Here is a 17163-nt window from a genome sequence, read left to right on the forward strand (position 1 = left end):
GCGGCCGCTTTCGGCCGGCGCCGCTCGCGCGGCACCGGCAGCGCGTTAGCGTGCGGCCGCGAGCGCCGGCACGTCGAGCGCCTGCCGGTCGCCGGTCGTCGCGCTTTCGATGATGCCGCCGCCGAGACAGATCTCGCCGTCGTACAGCACGGCCGACTGGCCGGGCGTGACCGCCCACTGCGCGTCGTCGAACGCGAGCGAGAAGCGCGCTTCGCCTGCCGGGCCGGGTGAGGCGGCACCGAATGCGCATGCGGCGTCGGCCTGCCGGTAGCGCGTCTTCGCGCCGCACGCGAAGCCTTCGGCCGGCGGCTCGCCGGCGACCCAGCTCACGTTGCCGGCGACGAGCTCGCGCGCCAGCAGCCACGGATGATCGTGGCCCTGCACGACGTACAGCGTGTTCGACGCGATGTCCTTCGCGGCGACGAACCACGGCTCGCCGCTGCCGCTCTTGCTGCCGCCGAGGCCGATGCCCTTGCGCTGGCCGAACGTGTAGAACGCGAGGCCGATGTGCTCGCCGACGACTTTGCCGTCCGGCGTCTTCATCGGGCCGGGTTTGGTCGGCAGATAGCGGTTCAGGAAATCGCGGAACGGCCGTTCACCGATGAAGCAGATGCCGGTCGAATCCTTCTTCTTCGCGTTCGGCAGCCCGATCTGCGCGGCGATCTCGCGCACCTTGGTCTTCGGGATCTCGCCGAGCGGGAACATCGTCTTCGACAGTTGCGCCTGGTTCAGCCGGTGCAGGAAATACGACTGGTCTTTCGTATGATCGAAGGCCTTCAGCAGCTCGAAACGTCCGTCACGCTCGCGCACGCGCGCATAGTGGCCCGTCGCGATCATTTCCGCGTCGAGCGACATCGCGTGATCGAGGAACGCCTTGAACTTGATTTCGGCGTTGCACAGCACGTCGGGGTTCGGCGTGCGGCCGGCCGAGTATTCGCGCAGGAATTCGGCGAACACGCGATCCTTGTATTCCGCGGCGAAGTTGACGGCTTCCACGTCGATGCCGATCAGGTCGGCCACCGACACGACGTCGATCCAGTCCTGGCGCGTCGAGCAGTACTCGCCGTCGTCGTCGTCTTCCCAGTTCTTCATGAACAGGCCGACCACGTCGTAACCCTGTTCCTTCAGCAGCCACGCGGTCACCGACGAATCGACGCCGCCCGACATGCCTACCACTACACGGCGCTTGCTCATTTGTTGACCGCCTGACGTTCGAGTGCTTCGGGGCGCGGCGCGACCGAATGCGTGTGCACGAAATCGAGCGGAATGCGCCGCCCGGCGAGGTAATCGTCGACGCAGCGCATCACCGCGGGCGAGCGATGGCGCTCGCTGCACGCGCGCAGTTCGTCGGCGGTCATCCACAGCGTGCGGACGATGCCGTCGTCGAGCGCGTGGCCCGCGATCGGCTCGCCGGCCGTGCCGCAGAACGTGAAGCGCAGGTAGGTCGCGCCGGCGGTGCCGGGACGGTCGTAGTGCGCCAGATAGACGCCGACCAGCGCGTCGGGCGTGAACGGGTGCGCGGTTTCCTCGAGCGTCTCTCGAATCACGGCGTCGGCCAGCGTTTCGCCGGCTTCGAGATGGCCTGCCGGCTGGTTGATGCGCAGGCCCGACGAGGTTTCTTCCTCGATCACGAGAAAGCGGCCGGCATGCTCGACGAGCGCCGCGACCGTCACATGCGGGGTCCAGATTTCGGGTTTCATGGTTCGGCATTTTACCGGTTGCGCCCGAACGCTGCCGGGCGTTCGGTCAGACGAATCCGACCCTCGTAATCGTCCGTCCCGCCGATGCGCGGCAACGCCGGCCGGGCTGACGCCTCGATCTCGCACGATCGTGCGCAAAGGCTGGCGCGACCGTCGCTTTCGCCTAAAGTGAAACGTGAATGCCGTTGCTCGTGAGCCGGTCGTCTGCCTGCCCGGCTCGTTGCGCAGCAGAAATCGCAAGAAACGACATACCGGCGACGACTGGAGGGACTGGCGATGCACATTGGCGTGCCTGCCGAAACGCGGGCGAACGAGGCGCGTGTGGCCGCGACGCCGGAAACCGTGAAGAAATACGCGGCGGCCGGGCATCGGGTCAGTATCGCGAAAGGGGCCGGCATCGCAGCCAGTTATCCCGACGAAGCCTATGCGGCCGCCGGTGCCGAACTGACCGGCCAGTCGGCCGCTTTCGACGTCGACATCGTGCTGAAGGTCCAGGCGCCCACCGACGCCGAGCTGCCGTTGCTCAAGCGCGGCGCCGTGCTGGTCGGCATGCTCGACCCGTTCAACGGCGAGCAGGCGGCGAAGCTCGCCACGGCCGGCGTGACCGGTTTCGCGCTCGAAGCCGTGCCGCGCACGACGCGCGCGCAGAGTCTCGACGTGCTGTCGTCGCAGGCGAACATCGCGGGCTACAAGGCCGTGCTGGTTGCCGCGGCGCTGTATCCGCGCTTCTTTCCGATGCTGATGACGGCCGCGGGCACCGTGAAGGCCGCGCGCGTGCTGATTCTCGGCGCGGGCGTCGCGGGCCTGCAGGCGATCGCGACCGCGAAGCGCCTCGGTGCGGTGATCGAGGCGTCCGACGTGCGGCCGGCCGTGAAGGAGCAGATCGAGTCGCTCGGCGCGAAATTCCTCGACGTCCCGTACGAAACCGACGCAGAGCGCGAGGCTGCGCAGGGTGTCGGCGGTTACGCGCGCCCGATGCCGCCGTCGTGGCTCGGCCGCCAGGCCGCGCTCGTGCACGAGCGCGCGAGGCAGGCCGACATCGTGATCACCACCGCGCTGATTCCCGGGCGTCCGGCGCCGACGTTGATCTCGGTCGAAACCGTGCAATCGATGAAGCCGGGCTCGGTGCTGGTCGATCTCGCGGCCGGACGCGGCCCGGAATTCGACGGTCGCAAGAGCGGCAACTGCCCGCTGACGGTCGCTGACCAGGTGATCGTGCACCACGGCGTGACGATCGCCGGCTACACGAATCTCGCGGCGATGGTCGCGTCGGACGCGTCGGCGCTGTATGCGCGCAACCTGCTCGACTTCATGAAGCTGATCGTCACGAAGGAAGGCACGCTGAACATCGACCTGACCGACGACATCGTCGCCGCGACGCTCTTGTGCCGCGACGGCGAAGTCGCGCGCAAGTAACCGGGGGAGGAGGCGACCATGGAAGTCATCAATCACACGGTGATCGACGTGATCATCTTCGTGCTGGCGGTGTACGTCGGTTACCACGTGGTGTGGAACGTCACGCCGGCGCTGCATACGCCGCTGATGGCCGTAACCAACGCGATCTCGGCGATCGTGATCGTCGGCGCGATGCTCGCGGCGGCGCTTACCGTCGGCACGGCCGGCAAGGTGTTCGGGACGCTCGCGGTCGCGCTCGCGGCCGTCAACGTGTTCGGCGGCTTCCTCGTGACGAGGCGCATGCTCGAGATGTTTCGCAAGAAGGCGCCGAAGCCGGCGAAGGAGGGCGCGCGATGAGCATGAACGTCGTCACGCTGCTGTACCTCGTCGCGTCGGTGTGCTTCATCCAGGCGCTGAAGGGCCTGTCGAACCCGAAGAACGCGCGGCGCGGCAACCTGTTCGGGATGGCCGGGATGGCCATCGCGATCCTCACGACGATCGCGCTGATCGTCAAGCAGGCGGCGTGGCTCGACGCGAACCTGCCGCTCGGCCTCGCGCTGGTGCTCGGTGCGCTGATCGTCGGCGGCGGCGTAGGGGCGTTCGTCGCCGCGCGCGTCGAGATGACGAAGATGCCGGAGCTCGTCGCGGCGATGCACTCGCTGATCGGTCTCGCGGCCGTGTGCATCGCGTACGCGGTGGTATCGGAGCCGGAAGCGTTCGGGCTCGTGCCGCAGGATGCCGTCGCGGCGAACTTCATCCCGTACGGCAACCGCGTCGAGCTGTTCATCGGCACGTTCGTCGGTGCGATCACGTTCTCCGGTTCGGTGATCGCGTTCGGCAAGCTGTCGGGCAAGTACACGTTCCGGCTGTTCCAGGGCGCCCCGGTGGTGTATGCGGGCCAGCACCTGCTCAACCTGATGCTCGCGCTCGCGATGCTCGGCTTCGGCATCCTGTTCTTCATCACGCAGTCGTGGCTGCCGTTCATCGTCATGACGGCGATCGCGTTCGCGCTCGGTGTGCTGATCATCATCCCGATCGGCGGCGCGGACATGCCGGTGGTCGTATCGATGCTGAACTCGTACTCGGGGTGGGCAGCGGCCGGCATCGGCTTCTCGCTGAACAACGCGATGCTGATCATCGCGGGCTCGCTGGTCGGCTCGTCGGGCGCGATCCTGTCGTACATCATGTGCCACGCGATGAACCGTTCGTTCTTCAACGTGATCCTCGGCGGCTTCGGCGGCGAGGCGGCGGCGGGCGGCGCAGCAGGTGCGAAGGAGCAGCGGCCGGTGAAATCGGGCTCGGCCGAAGACGCGGCGTTCATGCTCGGCAACGCGGAAACGGTCGTGATCGTGCCGGGTTATGGGTTGGCCGTCGCCCGTGCGCAGCACGCGCTGAAGGAGTTGACCGACAAGCTGCTCGAAAAGGGCATCGACGTGAAGTATGCGATCCATCCTGTCGCGGGGCGGATGCCGGGCCACATGAACGTGCTGCTCGCGGAAGCGGAAGTGCCCTACGAGATCGTATTCGAGATGGACGACATCAACGGCGCATTCGGCCAGGTCGACGTCGTGCTCGTGCTCGGTGCGAACGATGTCGTGAACCCGGCCGCGAAGAACGACCCGGCATCGCCGATCGCGGGGATGCCGATCATCGAGGCGTACAAGGCGCGCACGGTGATCGTCAACAAGCGCTCGATGGCGGCCGGCTACGCGGGCCTCGACAACGACCTGTTCTACATGGACAAGACGATGATGGTGTTCGGCGATGCGAAGAAGGTCATCGAGGACATGGTGAAGGCGGTCGACTGACGCACGCGCCGGCTACGTGGCTGCCTGTTTCGAATCGCGGGCAGCCTTACCGCGCAGGCCCGACCGGCGCAAGCCGGCCGGGCCATTTTCATGGCGCGACGAGGTTCGCGATGCACGCGGCGATCGTGTCGCGCACGCGCACGATCGCCGGGTCGCGCTGCGTGCTCGTGCGCCAGCCGATTTCGACCGGGTAGTGCGGCAAGTCGACCGGGCAGGCGAGCGCGCGCAGCGGGGTGGAGTGCGCGATCGCGCGCGCCGCGTGCGCGGGAATCGTCGCCACCGCGTCGGAGCCGGCGAGCAGGTACGGCAACGCGGCGAAATGCGTGGTCGACGCCGCGACGCGCCGCTTGTGGCCGAGCGTGGCCAGCGCCTCGTCGACGATCCCGATCACGCCGCCCGACGACACGAGCAGGTGGTCGCGCCGCAGGAAATCGGCGAGCGTGAGCGTGCGCGGCGGCCGTGGGCGTGCGGCCGGGTCGATCAGGCACGCATAGCCGCCCGTCGCAATTGCGCGCCGGCTGAGTCCGTTCGCCGAGAAGCCGCCCGATGCGATCGCAAGGTCGACGCCGTGGCGCAGCAGCGCGTCGCCGGCGATGCCGCTGTGGGTCTGCCGGAAGATCAGCCGGATGCCGGCGGCCTCCCGCGCGACGGCGTCGATCAGCGCGCGGCCGAGCGCGATCTCGAAGTCGTCCGACAGCCCGATCGAGATCGTGCGGCCGATGCGGTCGCCGCCGTCGGCCGCGATCGCGAGGCTTTCGCGGCAACGGTCGAGCGCGTCGGACAGGATCGGTTTCAGTTCGTCCGCACGCGGCGTCGGCGCGAGCCCGCGGCCGGTGCGCACGAACAGCGGATCGGCATAGATCACGCGCAGCCGCGCGAGCGCCGCGCTCACCGCCGACTGCGTGAGGCCGAGCCGCAGCGCCGCCCGGCTCGCGCCGCCTTCCTCGTACAGCGCCTCGAACACTTTCAGCAGGTTCAGGTCGAGGCTGGCGATATCATCCGCATTCATGACACTTATCGTTCTATCGATTTGATCGATGACATCATATCGATAAAGATGGCGTTACCCCATTCACCGGAGACGCCTTCATGTCCACGTCAGTCATCGCCGCGCTGCAGATCGGCGCATCGCCCGCCGGCACGCGCGCCACGCTCGACACGATCCTCGGCTACGAAACCGCGATCCGCGACAGCGGCGCGTCGCTCGTCGTGCTGCCCGAGGCCGTGCTCGGCGGCTATCCGAAAGGCGAGATCTTCGGCACGCGGCTCGGCTACCGGCTGCCCGAAGGGCGCGACGCGTATGCGCGCTACGCCGCGCAGGCGATCGACGTGCCGGGGCCGGAAACCGACGAGCTGGCCGCGCTGTCGCAGCGCACGGGCGCGAGCCTCGTGGTCGGCGTGATCGAGCGCGGCGGCAGCACGCTGTACTGCACGGCGCTGTTCTTCGATCCACGCGACGGGCTCGTCGCGAAGCACCGCAAGCTGATGCCGACCGGCACCGAGCGGCTGATCTGGGGCCAGGGTGACGGCTCGACGCTGCCTGTCGTCGATACGGCCGCGGGCCGCGCGGGTGCCGCGATCTGCTGGGAGAATCACATGCCGCTGCTGCGTTGCGCGATGTACGCGAAGGGCGTGCAGATCTGGTGCGCGCCGACCGTCGACGAGCGCGATGTCTGGCAGAGTTCGATGCGGCATATCGCGCACGAGGGGCGCTGCTTCGTCGTCAGCGCGTGCCAGGTTCAGCCGTCGCCGCGCGCGCTCGGCATCGAGGTGCCGGGCTGGGATCCGGAGCGGCCGCTGATCCGTGGCGGCAGCGTGATCGTCGGGCCGCTCGGCGACCTGCTGACGGAGCCGCTGATCGGCACGGCCGGGCTCGTGACCGCGCGTATCGATACCGACGAACTCGTGCGGGCGCGCTACGACTTCGACGTGGTCGGGCATTACGCGCGACCCGACGTGTTCTCGCTGCACGTCGACGAGCGGCCGAAGCGGACGGTGGTGTTCGGCGCGTAGGGAAAGGCAGGGCCGGGCGCCGCACGGCGGCCCGGAACGTGATCGGCGACGGCGTGCCGCGCGCGGTGCGCGTGCCGTCGTACCGCGTCAGCGCATCGGTGCTTCCGCGATCCGCATGTAATCGGCGATCCGCCGTCCTTCCATGTCCGGAAACTGTTCGTGCACGATGATGTCGCCCATCCGCGCGATGTCGAAGGTACGGAAATCGCCGCGCAGCTCGCACCACGCGCCGATCGTCCAGCGCCCGCCCCAGTAGACGAGCCCGAGCGGCCACACGCGGCGTTGCGAATGCGCGCCGAGCCGGTCGCGGTAGTCGAAGCTGACGACGTGGCGCGTGTCGATGGCCTGGTGGATCGCATCGACCTTCGCGCAAAACGTCTCGTCGATGTGGAACGACGGCGCGAACACGGGCAGGCGGTCGAGCGCGGCGCGCTTGTCGGCCGGCATGGCCGACGCGATCTTCGCGAGCGCCGAGCGTACGCCGCTCGCGAAGCGCGCACCGCCCCAGGTTTCGAGCATGCGCGCGCCGGTGGCGAGCGCCGCGAGCTCCTCGGCCGTAAACGTGAGCGGCGGCAGGCTCGCGTTGCGGTTCAGCCGGTAGCCGATGCCGGCTTCGCCTTCGATCGGCACCCCTGACAGTTGCAGGTCGCGCACGTCGCGATAGACCGTGCGCGGCGACACCGACAGCCAGTCGGCCAGCTGCTGCGCGGTCGTGAGACGACGCCCGCGCAAGAGCTCGGCGATCTGGAACAGGCGGTCGGCACGGCGCGTCATGACGGCACCTCGGCTCCAACGGCAGTGGGGACTTCGCGATGATAGCGCCGCGCGAGTCCGATGGCCGCTGCGCTCAGTGGCATTTCGGCGCGTGCAGGCCGACGCGGTTGCCTTCGGTGTCGATCAGGTAGCCGACGTAGCCGTAGTTGTTCGGCAGCTCGACGACCGAGCCCTGCACGACGCCGCCCGCGCGCTTCGCGCGTTCGAGCGCCGCGACGACCGATTCGCCGGCGTTCAGGTAGACGAGCACGCCGTTCGCGCTCGGCTTGATCTGCTGAGGATCGAACACGATGCTGCCGCCCGTGCTCGATGCGTCGCGGTCGAACGTGGCCATCGGCACGCCGCCGATGACTTCGCGCTGCAGTGTCGTTTGCAGCACGGTTTCGTAAAAGCGGATCGCCCGGTCGAAATCGAGGGACGGAATGTCGAACCACGCGATCGCGCGCTCCAGGGTGGCAGTGGCAGTTGCGGACGTCATGACGAGCTCCTTGTTGCGTTGTTGTTCGGGTTCGGTGCGGAAACCAGCCTTGCATTGCGCCGGGATTGCAGTGTGATCGCGGCCTGCTGACACCGTATTGTCAGTAGAGTTGTCACCCTTGACATGCAACTGTTTGGTTGCATAATAAGGCCATTGACCCGGGAGCGGCATGGATCTCGTTTTCAAGGCGCTGGCCGATGCCACGCGCCGTCAGTTGCTCGACCTGCTGCGTGCGAAAAGCGGACAGACGCTCTCCGAGCTGTGCGACGGGCTCGCGATGAGCCGGCAGGCCGCGAGCAAGCATCTCGCGCTGCTCGAGGCCGCGAATCTCGTCGCGACGACGTGGCGTGGCAGGGAGAAGCTGCATTACCTGAATCCGGTGCCGATCCACGACATCGCGGAACGCTGGATCGGCAAGTTCGAGCGTCAGCGCCTGCAGGCGCTGGCGGATCTCAAGCGCGGGCTGGAAGCGGCCCGCGATTCTGGAGACGACGATGAGTAATCCCGCCTTTGTGTACGTGACGTTCATTGCATCGACGCCCGAGCGCGTGTTCGACGCGCTGACCAACGCCGAGCTGACGAAGGACTACTGGGTGCGGCACCGCAACGCGTCGCCCGACTGGCGGCCGGGCTCGCGCTGGGAACATCAGGACTACGACGATCCGTCGCGGGTCGACATCGTCGGCGAAGTGGTGGAGAACGATCCACCGCATCGGCTGGTCGTCACGTGGCGCTCGCCGTCGGGGGAGAGCGGGGAATCGCGCGTGACCTACGTCGTCGAGCCGCACGAGGGCGTCGTGAAGCTGACCGTCACGCACGACGGGCTGGTGCCGGGCTCGGAGATGGATCGCGGGATTCGCGGCGGGTGGCCGGTCGTGCTGTCGAGCCTCAAGACGCTGCTCGAGACGGGGCAGGCGCTGCCGTTCACGATGGGGCGCTGGGAGTGCTCGAAGCACTGAAACGAAACGCCGCCGTTGCCGCGGGTGCGGTAACGGCGGCGTTCCGGTTGCCGCGCAGCGGCCGTATCGGCGGCCCCTGCGCGGCCATGATGCGAATTACGCGTCGCCTTCCGGCGTGGCCGGTCGCGCCTTCACGCTGCCGGCGATCAGGTCGAAGCGGAACAGCCGGCATTCGAGCGCGCCGTTGAACAGCGGCGTCTTCGCCGATTCGCGCAGCCGCAGCTGGCCCGGCAGTGAACGGTCGGACGTCAGCAGGAACGCTTGCCAGCCCGTGAAGCGCTGCTTCAGCGCATCGCCGAGCGCGTTGAAGAACTCGCTGTCCGGTGCGTCGGTGTGGGTGCGGCGGAAGGCGTCGTCGTTGCCGCGGTTGCGGCCCGTCTCGCGCACCTCGCCGCGCGCGCTGCGGCCGCGCACCTCGATCCGCTCGCCGTACGGCGGGTTCGCGAGGATGATGCCCGGGCCGTCGCACGGCGGCGTCATCCCGCGCGCGTCGACCTGCTTTAGCCATACCGACGGCACGCCCGCGCGCTCGAGGTTCGCGCGCGCCTTCTCGAGCATGTCGCCGGAGATGTCGCTGCCGTACACGCCGAGCGCTTCACCGCGTTTGCCGCGCGCCGCGCGCTTCGCGTCCAGCGCCGGGACCTTCAGCCCCTGCCATGCGGTGATGTCGTATTGCTTGAGTTTCTCGAAGCCGAACCGGCGCTCGACGCCGGGTGCCACGCCGAGCGCGATCTGCGCGGCTTCCGCGAGAAACGTGCCGCTGCCGCACATCGGGTCGTACAGCGCCGTGCCGGGCGTCCAGCCCGTCAGGCGCAGGATGCCGGCCGCGAGGTTCTCGCGCAGCGGTGCCGCGCCCTTGTCGAGACGCCAGCCGCGCTTGAACAGCGGCTCGCCCGACGTGTCGAGGTACAGCGTGCACTCGTTGGCCGTCAGGAAGGCGAACACGCGTACGTCCGGCGCACCGGTATCGATGCTCGGGCGCGCGCCGGTCTTGTCGCGCATCCGGTCGCAGATCGCGTCCTTCACGCGCAACGTCGCGAATTCGAGGCTCTTCAGCGGCGACTTGATCGCGGTGATGTCGACGCGCAGCGTCTGCGTGGCCGCGAACCAGCGCTCCCACGGCTGCTCGAGCGCGAGTGCGTAGACGTCCTGCTCGGTGCGGTAGGCGCGGTGCGCGATCTTCAGCAGGACCCGGCTCGCGATCCGCGAATGAAGGTTCGCGGCCATGCCGGCGGCCCAGCCGCCGCTGAAGTGGACGCCGCCCGGCACCTGCGCGCCCGCGGTGAACGGCGCGCCGTTCAGGTGGCGGCCGGCGATTTCGGCCAGCTCGGCGGCAAGCGCCGCTTCGAGGCCGCGCGGGCAGGGGGCGAAGAATTCGTACAGGGTGGGCGAGGACATAAGGCGGGGGAGGACGTGCAAAAGTCCACTATTGTACGCGGCGCGGGCGGCCGGGGCCGGCGTTGCGTCGTGTTTCGGTGCCGTGGGGCGGGCCCGGACGCCGCGCGTGCGTGCCGGGAGGCCGGCTTGGCGGCGCCCGGGCGGGCACCGCCAAGCCGCCGCGGGCTCAGTGCGAGCCCGGCTGGCCGGCGCGCGCGGCCTGGCCGCTGCCCGGCCAGAATAGCGCGAGCGGGTTCGACAGCACCGTGCGGACGATCGCGGCGACGAGCGCGCGCACCTTGGTCGGGCGCAGGCTGCGCGAGCGCACGGCCATCGTGAACGCGAGCGCGAAGCTCACGAGCACGTTGAGGATCGCCATGCTGAGCACGCCGGCGCCGGCCCACCACAGTTCGGGCGTGCCGAGCGCGTCCTTGCCCAGCACGCCGAGCGCGATCCCGATCGAGCCGGCCGACAGCGTCACGTGCCGGACCTCGAACGGGAACATGAACACGGTGACGATCGCCGGAATGAGGCCGAGCATCAGGCCGAGGCCGACGTTCGCGACCACGCCGGCCACGTTCGATCGGCAGAAATGCGCAAGCTTCGCGGCGCCGGCCGCGCCGAGCGTGAGGCGCAGCCGGCGGTTGTACGTGAGCGCGTCGCCGACCCGGTGCAGCACGAACCAGTTGTCGGCCCAGCCCGCAAGCAGGCTCGATGCCCACAGCAGCACGCCGGTCAGCGCCGCGTAGAACGGTGTCGGGCCGAGCAGCGAGAACGAGTGCAGCGTCGCGTGCGCCTTCTCCGGCGAGATCAGGTTCGCATGCAGCACGTTGCCCGCGAACAGCTGCACCAGCAGGCACACGGGCAGCACGACGAGCACGTTGCCGGAAATCGCGGCGGCCTGCGTGCGGATCAGTGCGATCACCGATGAAACGAACGCCTTCACGCCTTCCTCGTGGCCCGTGTCGTCGAGCTCGCGCGCGAGCGTCGGCGCGGTCATCGCAGGCTGCTTGGTCGCGAGCGTGAAATGCAGGAAGTGCATCAGCATGAAGCTGGCCGCGTAGTTGACGCCCGCGAGCAGCCCTTCGAGCATCGACTGCAGGTGCGCGCCCGTGATCGCGAACTTCACGCACACCGTCACGACGGTGACGAGGCCGCCGCCCGCGGCCATTCGCAGCATCTTCAGGTACTCGGCTCGGCCGCGCGAGATGTAGTGCTCGCCGGTGTCCGCGTTGGTTTCGACGAGCTTGCGCGCGAACAGCGAGAAGTTGCTGCGCACGAGGTGCGACACGCTCTGGCTGTTGTGGTTCGCGTCGATGAGCTCGGCCGTCAGGTGCGCCATCCCGTGCAGGTCGTCGCGCGCCATCCACGCGTTGAGCAGCATCTCGGCGCGCAGGATGCGCATGCGCATCCGCTCGACCTGGAACACGATGTCGACCGACACGCCGTTGCGGTACAGGTGCGAGAACACTTCGTCGACGGCGATCCGGCATTCGTCGAGCAGCACGCGCAGGTAGTTCACCTCGTGCAGCAGCTTGCTCGGGTCGCCGCCGTCCTCGACGGCAGCGTGCGCGGTCTCGACCGCGAGCATCGCGCGCGTGAGGCGGTAGAACGGCTGCGTTTCGAGCGGCTTGCGGGCATCGTCGTCGGAGAGCCGGCTGCGCACCGTCTGCGACAGGCCGGTCGAGCTGATCTGGCAGGTCAGGTTGTGCAGCGCGGCCAGCAGGTCGCGCGAGAACGAGCCCGGCTCGTGGCGCTCTTCGTCGGTGATGTCGAACGAGAACAGGTCGGCGAGGCGCGCGAGCAGATCGTCGGGCAGCGTGTCGATCCATTGCGCGTCTTCCGGAGTCGGGAACATCAGCGTGAAGAGCGCCGACAGCTCGCGGCGGTTCGGCGCCGGCGGGATCAGCGACGAGTCGATCCGCTCGAACAGCGCGCCGAAGAAGCCCGAGTGCACGGGCATGCCGGCGTCGCACAAGAGCGAGATGCCGTCGCACTCGCGCAGGATGCCGCGCAGGATGCGCGCGGCGTGCGCTTTCCATGCGGGGTTGCGATCGAGCACGTGGAACAGGTAGCGCAACCGCGCATGGGCCGGATACGCGCGCGCATCGGCGTCTCGATCGGCAGGGGTGTCCTGCGCGGCCTGCATCGTGCCGGTGCGGCGCAGCCAGTGCGCGAGCTCGATCAGCCATTCGCTGCGCTCGGCGTATGACGCATCGGCGTCGGCGTGCGCGAGCAGCGCATCGAGCTGGTGACCGGCATTGCGCGACGCGCGCCACTTCTTGATCAGGGTCGTCAGGGAACGAAACATAAACGGAATAGCGAAAGCCCTCGGCGGGCGGGTTCGGGATGCCGGCCGGGGAAACGGCGCGGCGCCGGGGAGAACGGGTGAGACGGGGCCGCTTGCCGGACGATGCGCGGCGACCCGCGATGCGGCTGCCCCGCTGCGGTGCACGCCGAATGCGTGCGGGCGCCGGGAGGCACGGCGGTCGGGCCGAACGCGGCCCGGCGCCGCTGGCTGGCGCGCACGACGAGCGGCGCGAGCCTGAAAGTGCGTAGGATCGTCAATCGGGCCGGAAAACGCAAGCCGACCGCGTTGCACGAAGCCGGTTCCGGCCGATTTTGACAAACAATGCAAATAGCCGTTCGGCCGGGGCGCGCGATGCGAGGCCGGCTGCGGCAGGACAACGCCAGCGGTGGCCGGCGCGCGCTAGCGGACGCGCCGCGCCCGACGAAGCCGCGCAAGCGGGCACGCCCTGGAGCGTTCGCCTGCGCGCCGCACGCTTACGCGCCGGACTTGCCCGTCGCGCCGGCGTCGCCGCCCGGCGCCGGATTGGCCGGGCACGGCACGACCGTCGCGGCGGCCGTCTTGGCGCCGGCCGCGGGCGCCGTGGCAGCCGGTGCGCCGCGGCGCGCGGCCATCGCGCGCACGCCGGCCGCGGCTTGCGCGGCGATCACGTCGAGCGCGCGCCGGTGGCCGGCGACGAGCGCATCGTAGCCGTCGGCGACCGGCTCCGCGACGCTCGTGCGGCAGGTCATCACGGCCTGCGTGGCGAGCGAGCGCACGCTCCAGACGGCGTCGATCGCCGCGCGCTTGGCCGGCCACGACTCGAAGCGCTGCACGTTCACGCTGATGCGATACACGGGCACGCCGGGCGGATAGGCGGAATTCGCGACGTCGATCGTGCCGAGCCGCGTGGCGAGATCGTCCGACAGCGCGCGGCGGATCTCGTCGGCGGGCGGCGACGCCCAGCGTTCCTGCTCGAGCACGTCGACCTGCGCGGCGTTCTTCTGCACGACCAGCTGGTTCTTCGCGACCTGCTCGGGCACGCCGACGGACGGCACCTCGATCAGGAATGCCGGGTTGGCCGGCGCGGTGCGCAGCGGCGTTGCGGCGTCGGCCGGACTGAGCGTGTAGAACCGCGCGGGCGGCGAGCTGCACGCGGCGAGCGCGAGGGCGGCGACAGCCGCCGCCGCGCCGCTCGCGAAACCGTTCACGCGTGTCGTCATTGTTGATCTCCTGGCTTGCCCTTGAGCAGCGATTCGGGGTGACGCTCGAGGTAGTCGGCGAGCGCGTTCAGCGATTGCAGCGTACGCGTGAGCTCCTTCAGCGCGCCGCGCACGTCGGACTGCAGCGGCGAATCCTGCTGCAGCGTCGCCTCGGCGGTCGAGAAGGTCTGCTTCGCGGCCGACAGCGTGTCGCGCGCTTCCGGCGCAACCTGCGTGTCGAGCTGCTTGAACAGCTTGTCGGCGTTCGACAGCGCGCTGTTCAGGTTCGCGCCGATCTGGTCGAACGGCACCTTGTCGAGCTTCTTCGCGATGTCGGCGACCTGCAGCTGCAGCTCGTCGAGCGTGTTCGGCACGGTCGGCAGCTCGAGCGGCTGGCGCGTGGTGTCGATTTTCACGACCGGGGCCTTCGGGAAGAAGTCGAGCGCGACGTACAGCTGGCTCGTCAGCAGGTTGCCGGTGCGCAACTGGCCGCGCAGCCCGTGCTGGACGAGCCGCTCGACGATCTCGCGGCGGGCCGGTTCGCCCTTGCTCTCGATCGTTTCGCGGAAGCGCCGGCCGAGGCGTTCCGGATACACGTTCATCGTCACCGGCATCAGGAAGTTCTTCGTCTTCGGATCGAAGTCGATGCCGATGTTGGTGACTTCGCCGAGCACGATGCCGCGGAAGTCGACCGTCGCGCCGACGGCGAGCCCGCGCAGTGACTGGTTGAAGTTCATCACGACCTGCAGCGGCTGGCCGTCCGGGTCGCGCATCGCGTCGCCCTCGTCGGACGCGAGGCGGAACGTCGTGTTGTTCGGCGCCGTCGTGCCGGAGCCCTGGTTCGGCGGCGTCTGGAACGCGATGCCGCCGAGGATGACCGTCGCGAGCGACTGCGTGTTCAGCTTCAGGCCGCTCGAGTCCAGCCGCAGGTCGACGCCGCTTGCTTGCCACCAGCGCGAGTTCACGCCGACGTACTGGTCGTACGGTGCATTGACGAACACGTTGAACGTGACGCCCGTGCCGTCCTTGTCGAGCGAGAAGCCGACCACCTGGCCGACCTGCACGCGGCGGTAGTACACCGGCGAGCCGATGTCGACCGAGCCGAGCGAATCGCCGCGCAGCACGTATTGCGTACCCTTCTGGTCGCCCGTGACGGCCGGTGGCGTCTCGAGGCCCGTGAAATCGGTCAGCGTATCGTCCGAGCGCCCGGCGTCGACGCCGATGTACGCGCCCGACAGCAGCGTGCCGAGCCCCGACACGCCGGTCGCGCCGACGCGCGGCCGCACGATCCAGAAGCGCGAGCCCTTGACCGCGAAGTTCTCGGCTTCCTTCTTGAGCTGCACCTGGACGAGCACGCGTGACAGGTCTTTCGACAGCTTGATCGTCTTGACCATGCCGATCTCGACGTCCTTGTACTTGACCTGGGTCTTGCCGGGCTCGAGCCCTTCGGCGCTGTGGAAGCTGATCGCGATTTCCGGGCCGCGCTCGCGCACGGACTTGATCACGAGGCCGATGCCGATCAGCGCGGCGATCAGCGGCACGAGCCAGACGAGCGACGGCAGCCAGCCGCTTTTCGTCGAGATCGTCGGATCGGGCGGCCGGGGCGCGTCGTGCTGCGGGCCTTGTGGACTATTCATTGTGATTCCCTGAGGTTTCGACTGGATCCCAGATCAGGCGGGGATCGAACTGCATCGACGCGAGCATCGTCAGGATCACGACGGAACCGAACGCGAGCGCGCCGGGGCCGGCCGTGATGGTGGCGAGCGAACGAAAATGGACGAGCGCGACGGTCAGCGTCACGACGAAGATGTCGAGCATCGACCAGCGGCCGATGCGCTCGACGATCCGGAACAGGCGCGTGCGCTGCAGCGGCCGCCAGGCGGTGCGGCGCTGCGCGCTGATCACGAGGATCAGCAGCACGCCGAGCTTGAGCATCGGCACGAGGATGCTCGCGACGAACACGACGACGGCGAGCGGCCAGTCGCCCGATATCCAGAAATAGATCACACCGCTCATGATCGTGTCTTCCTGCGAGCCGACGATCGACGCGGTGCGCATGATCGGCAGCAGGTTCGCCGGAATGTACAGGATCGCGGCCGCGAGCAGCAGCGCCCACGTGCGCATCAGGCTGTTCGGCGTGCGGAAATGGAGCGCGCTGCCGCAGCGCGCGCAATGCGCGTGCGGATGGTCGAGCGTCTGCACGAGCCCGCACGTGTGACAGCTGGCGTAGCCCTCGCGGGCGGCGGTCGGGATCGTCATCGGCGGACGGCTTCCGGCAACGGGGCGGCGTCGGGTTGCTCGGGCGAGCGCCCGGCGCGCAGGTCGTCGGCGATGTCCCACAGCGTGCGCGGATCGAACATCAGCACGACGGCGATCATCAGCGTGAGCGCGGCGAACGCGAACAGCGCGGCGTCGGGCACGACGCGCGCGAGGCTCACCATCTTCACGATCGTGACGAGGATCCCGAGCATGAATACCTCGATCATCCCCCAGGGCCGCACGAGCTCGATCGCGCGCAGCACCAGGTTGAAGCCGGGCGGCACGACGCCGCGCCGTATCGGCAGCAGCAGGTACAGCAGCGCGGCCATCTCGACGAGCGGGAACAGCACGGTCGAACAGAACACCATCACGCCGACGATCGCCATGTCCTGATGCCACAGCGAGTCGATCGCGCCGATCAGCGTCGTTTGCACGCGATTGCCGTTCACGTCCATTTCGAGAATCGGGAACACTTGCGCGATCGTGAACGTGATCAGCGCCGCGAGCGCGAGCGCGCAGATCCGCTCGATCTGCGCTGCGCTGTTGCGATAGAGCAGCGCATCGCAGCGCGGACAGCGCGCGGATTCACGTCCGCTCAGGCGCGGTTTGTGCAACAGTGCGTCGCACTCGTGACAGGCAATCAGGTCGTTTCGTTGCATGGAAAAGGCAGTTGTGCGACGGCTGGGGAGACGCGTCGACGGGGCCGGAACCCGCGCCAATCTTACCAAAAGGCCTTTTTCGGCGTGTCAACGATCGCTTATTCGGTGACTGGTCGGTAACATGACAGGAAACCGTCAGCCGGCTGGCGTGCCTGTCTTCAGAGTCCGCGCGCGTCAAAAGGTTGCGGTAGCATGGCGCCCTTGACAAGCGTCGGACGAACTTCCGGCGCGGCCGTTCGCTGAACTGAGGAA

At 68.6% G+C, this 17163-nt stretch carries 17 protein-coding genes; 6 read left to right on the forward strand and 11 right to left on the reverse strand.

What is annotated here, in order from left to right; genetic code table 11:
- Positions 1-45 precede the first annotated feature (45 nt).
- Complete coding sequence (gene mnmA / locus ACPTTF_RS03330; protein WP_423370257.1) at positions 46-1194, reverse strand: tRNA 2-thiouridine(34) synthase MnmA; 1149 nt, start codon at positions 1192-1194, stop codon at positions 46-48.
- Positions 1191-1700, reverse strand: coding sequence for an NUDIX hydrolase (locus ACPTTF_RS03335; protein ID WP_423370258.1), 510 nt, complete (start codon positions 1698-1700; stop codon positions 1191-1193). Before ACPTTF_RS03335 ends, mnmA begins: the two co-directional genes overlap by 4 nt.
- A 276-nt stretch (positions 1701-1976) precedes the next feature.
- Between ACPTTF_RS03335 and ACPTTF_RS03340 the strand changes: the two genes are divergently transcribed.
- The 3 genes from ACPTTF_RS03340 to ACPTTF_RS03350 are packed head-to-tail and all read left to right on the forward strand — an operon-like array spanning position 1977 to position 4903.
- Positions 1977-3116, forward strand: a complete 1140-nt coding sequence (locus ACPTTF_RS03340) for a Re/Si-specific NAD(P)(+) transhydrogenase subunit alpha (RefSeq protein ID WP_423370259.1) — start codon at positions 1977-1979, stop codon at positions 3114-3116.
- Positions 3117-3134: 18 nt separating this feature from the next.
- Positions 3135-3452, forward strand: coding sequence for an NAD(P) transhydrogenase subunit alpha (locus tag ACPTTF_RS03345; protein ID WP_208102235.1), 318 nt, complete (start codon positions 3135-3137; stop codon positions 3450-3452).
- Positions 3449-4903, forward strand: a complete 1455-nt coding sequence (locus ACPTTF_RS03350) for an NAD(P)(+) transhydrogenase (Re/Si-specific) subunit beta (RefSeq protein ID WP_423370260.1) — start codon at positions 3449-3451, stop codon at positions 4901-4903. The genes ACPTTF_RS03345 and ACPTTF_RS03350 overlap by 4 nt, the downstream gene beginning before the upstream one ends.
- An 88-nt stretch (positions 4904-4991) precedes the next feature.
- Here the strand turns inward: ACPTTF_RS03350 and ACPTTF_RS03355 are convergent, their stop codons facing one another.
- Entirely contained in the window at positions 4992-5912 is a 921-nt protein-coding gene (locus ACPTTF_RS03355) for a LysR family transcriptional regulator (RefSeq protein WP_423370261.1), read from the reverse strand.
- An 80-nt stretch (positions 5913-5992) separates the two neighbouring features.
- Here ACPTTF_RS03355 and ACPTTF_RS03360 point away from each other — a divergent pair, with 80 nt between their 5' ends.
- The gene (locus ACPTTF_RS03360) at positions 5993-6916 is read left to right on the forward strand and encodes a carbon-nitrogen hydrolase family protein (RefSeq protein ID WP_423370262.1); all 924 of its coding nucleotides are present in this window, start codon (positions 5993-5995) and stop codon (positions 6914-6916) included.
- An 87-nt stretch (positions 6917-7003) separates the two neighbouring features.
- On the opposite strand, the gene ACPTTF_RS03365 is transcribed toward ACPTTF_RS03360, so the two are convergent.
- The gene (locus ACPTTF_RS03365; protein ID WP_166964750.1) at positions 7004-7690 is read right to left on the reverse strand and encodes a helix-turn-helix transcriptional regulator; all 687 of its coding nucleotides are present in this window, start codon (positions 7688-7690) and stop codon (positions 7004-7006) included.
- A 73-nt stretch (positions 7691-7763) separates the two neighbouring features.
- Positions 7764-8168, reverse strand: coding sequence for a VOC family protein (locus ACPTTF_RS03370; protein WP_166964748.1), 405 nt, complete (start codon positions 8166-8168; stop codon positions 7764-7766).
- A 169-nt stretch (positions 8169-8337) separates the two neighbouring features.
- Here ACPTTF_RS03370 and ACPTTF_RS03375 point away from each other — a divergent pair, with 169 nt between their 5' ends.
- Both ACPTTF_RS03375 and ACPTTF_RS03380 read left to right on the forward strand, forming a co-directional pair.
- The gene (locus ACPTTF_RS03375; protein ID WP_166964746.1) at positions 8338-8670 is read left to right on the forward strand and encodes an ArsR/SmtB family transcription factor; all 333 of its coding nucleotides are present in this window, start codon (positions 8338-8340) and stop codon (positions 8668-8670) included.
- Positions 8663-9127, forward strand: coding sequence for an SRPBCC family protein (locus tag ACPTTF_RS03380; RefSeq protein WP_423370263.1), 465 nt, complete (start codon positions 8663-8665; stop codon positions 9125-9127). The genes ACPTTF_RS03375 and ACPTTF_RS03380 overlap by 8 nt, the downstream gene beginning before the upstream one ends.
- A gap of 96 nt (positions 9128-9223) precedes the next feature.
- Here the strand turns inward: ACPTTF_RS03380 and ACPTTF_RS03385 are convergent, their stop codons facing one another.
- The 6 genes from ACPTTF_RS03385 to ACPTTF_RS03410 all read right to left on the reverse strand — a co-directional run bounded on the left by ACPTTF_RS03385 (position 9224) and on the right by ACPTTF_RS03410 (position 16911).
- Positions 9224-10525 carry a THUMP domain-containing class I SAM-dependent RNA methyltransferase gene (locus tag ACPTTF_RS03385; RefSeq protein WP_166964742.1) on the reverse strand — a complete coding sequence of 434 codons (1302 nt, stop codon included), beginning with the start codon at positions 10523-10525 and terminating at the stop codon, positions 9224-9226.
- Positions 10526-10691: 166 nt separating this feature from the next.
- On the reverse strand, positions 10692-12815 hold the full coding sequence (locus tag ACPTTF_RS03390) for a site-specific recombinase (protein WP_166964740.1): 2124 nt from the start codon (positions 12813-12815) through the stop codon (positions 10692-10694).
- Positions 12816-13288: 473 nt separating this feature from the next.
- Entirely contained in the window at positions 13289-14014 is a 726-nt protein-coding gene (locus ACPTTF_RS03395) for a PqiC family protein (protein WP_423370264.1), read from the reverse strand.
- Positions 14011-15630 (reverse strand): intermembrane transport protein PqiB, encoded by a 1620-nt coding sequence (locus ACPTTF_RS03400; protein WP_423370265.1) that lies wholly within the window; start codon positions 15628-15630, stop codon positions 14011-14013. The genes ACPTTF_RS03395 and ACPTTF_RS03400 overlap by 4 nt, the downstream gene beginning before the upstream one ends.
- Positions 15623-16252, reverse strand: coding sequence for a paraquat-inducible protein A (locus ACPTTF_RS03405; protein ID WP_423370266.1), 630 nt, complete (start codon positions 16250-16252; stop codon positions 15623-15625). The genes ACPTTF_RS03400 and ACPTTF_RS03405 overlap by 8 nt, the downstream gene beginning before the upstream one ends.
- Positions 16249-16911, reverse strand: coding sequence for a paraquat-inducible protein A (locus ACPTTF_RS03410; protein ID WP_423370267.1), 663 nt, complete (start codon positions 16909-16911; stop codon positions 16249-16251). The genes ACPTTF_RS03405 and ACPTTF_RS03410 overlap by 4 nt, the downstream gene beginning before the upstream one ends.
- Between the last annotated feature and the right edge of the window lie 252 nt (positions 16912-17163).

Source organism: Burkholderia crassaminum, assembly GCF_964265005.1.
Classification (GTDB): Bacteria; Pseudomonadota; Gammaproteobacteria; order Burkholderiales; family Burkholderiaceae; genus Burkholderia.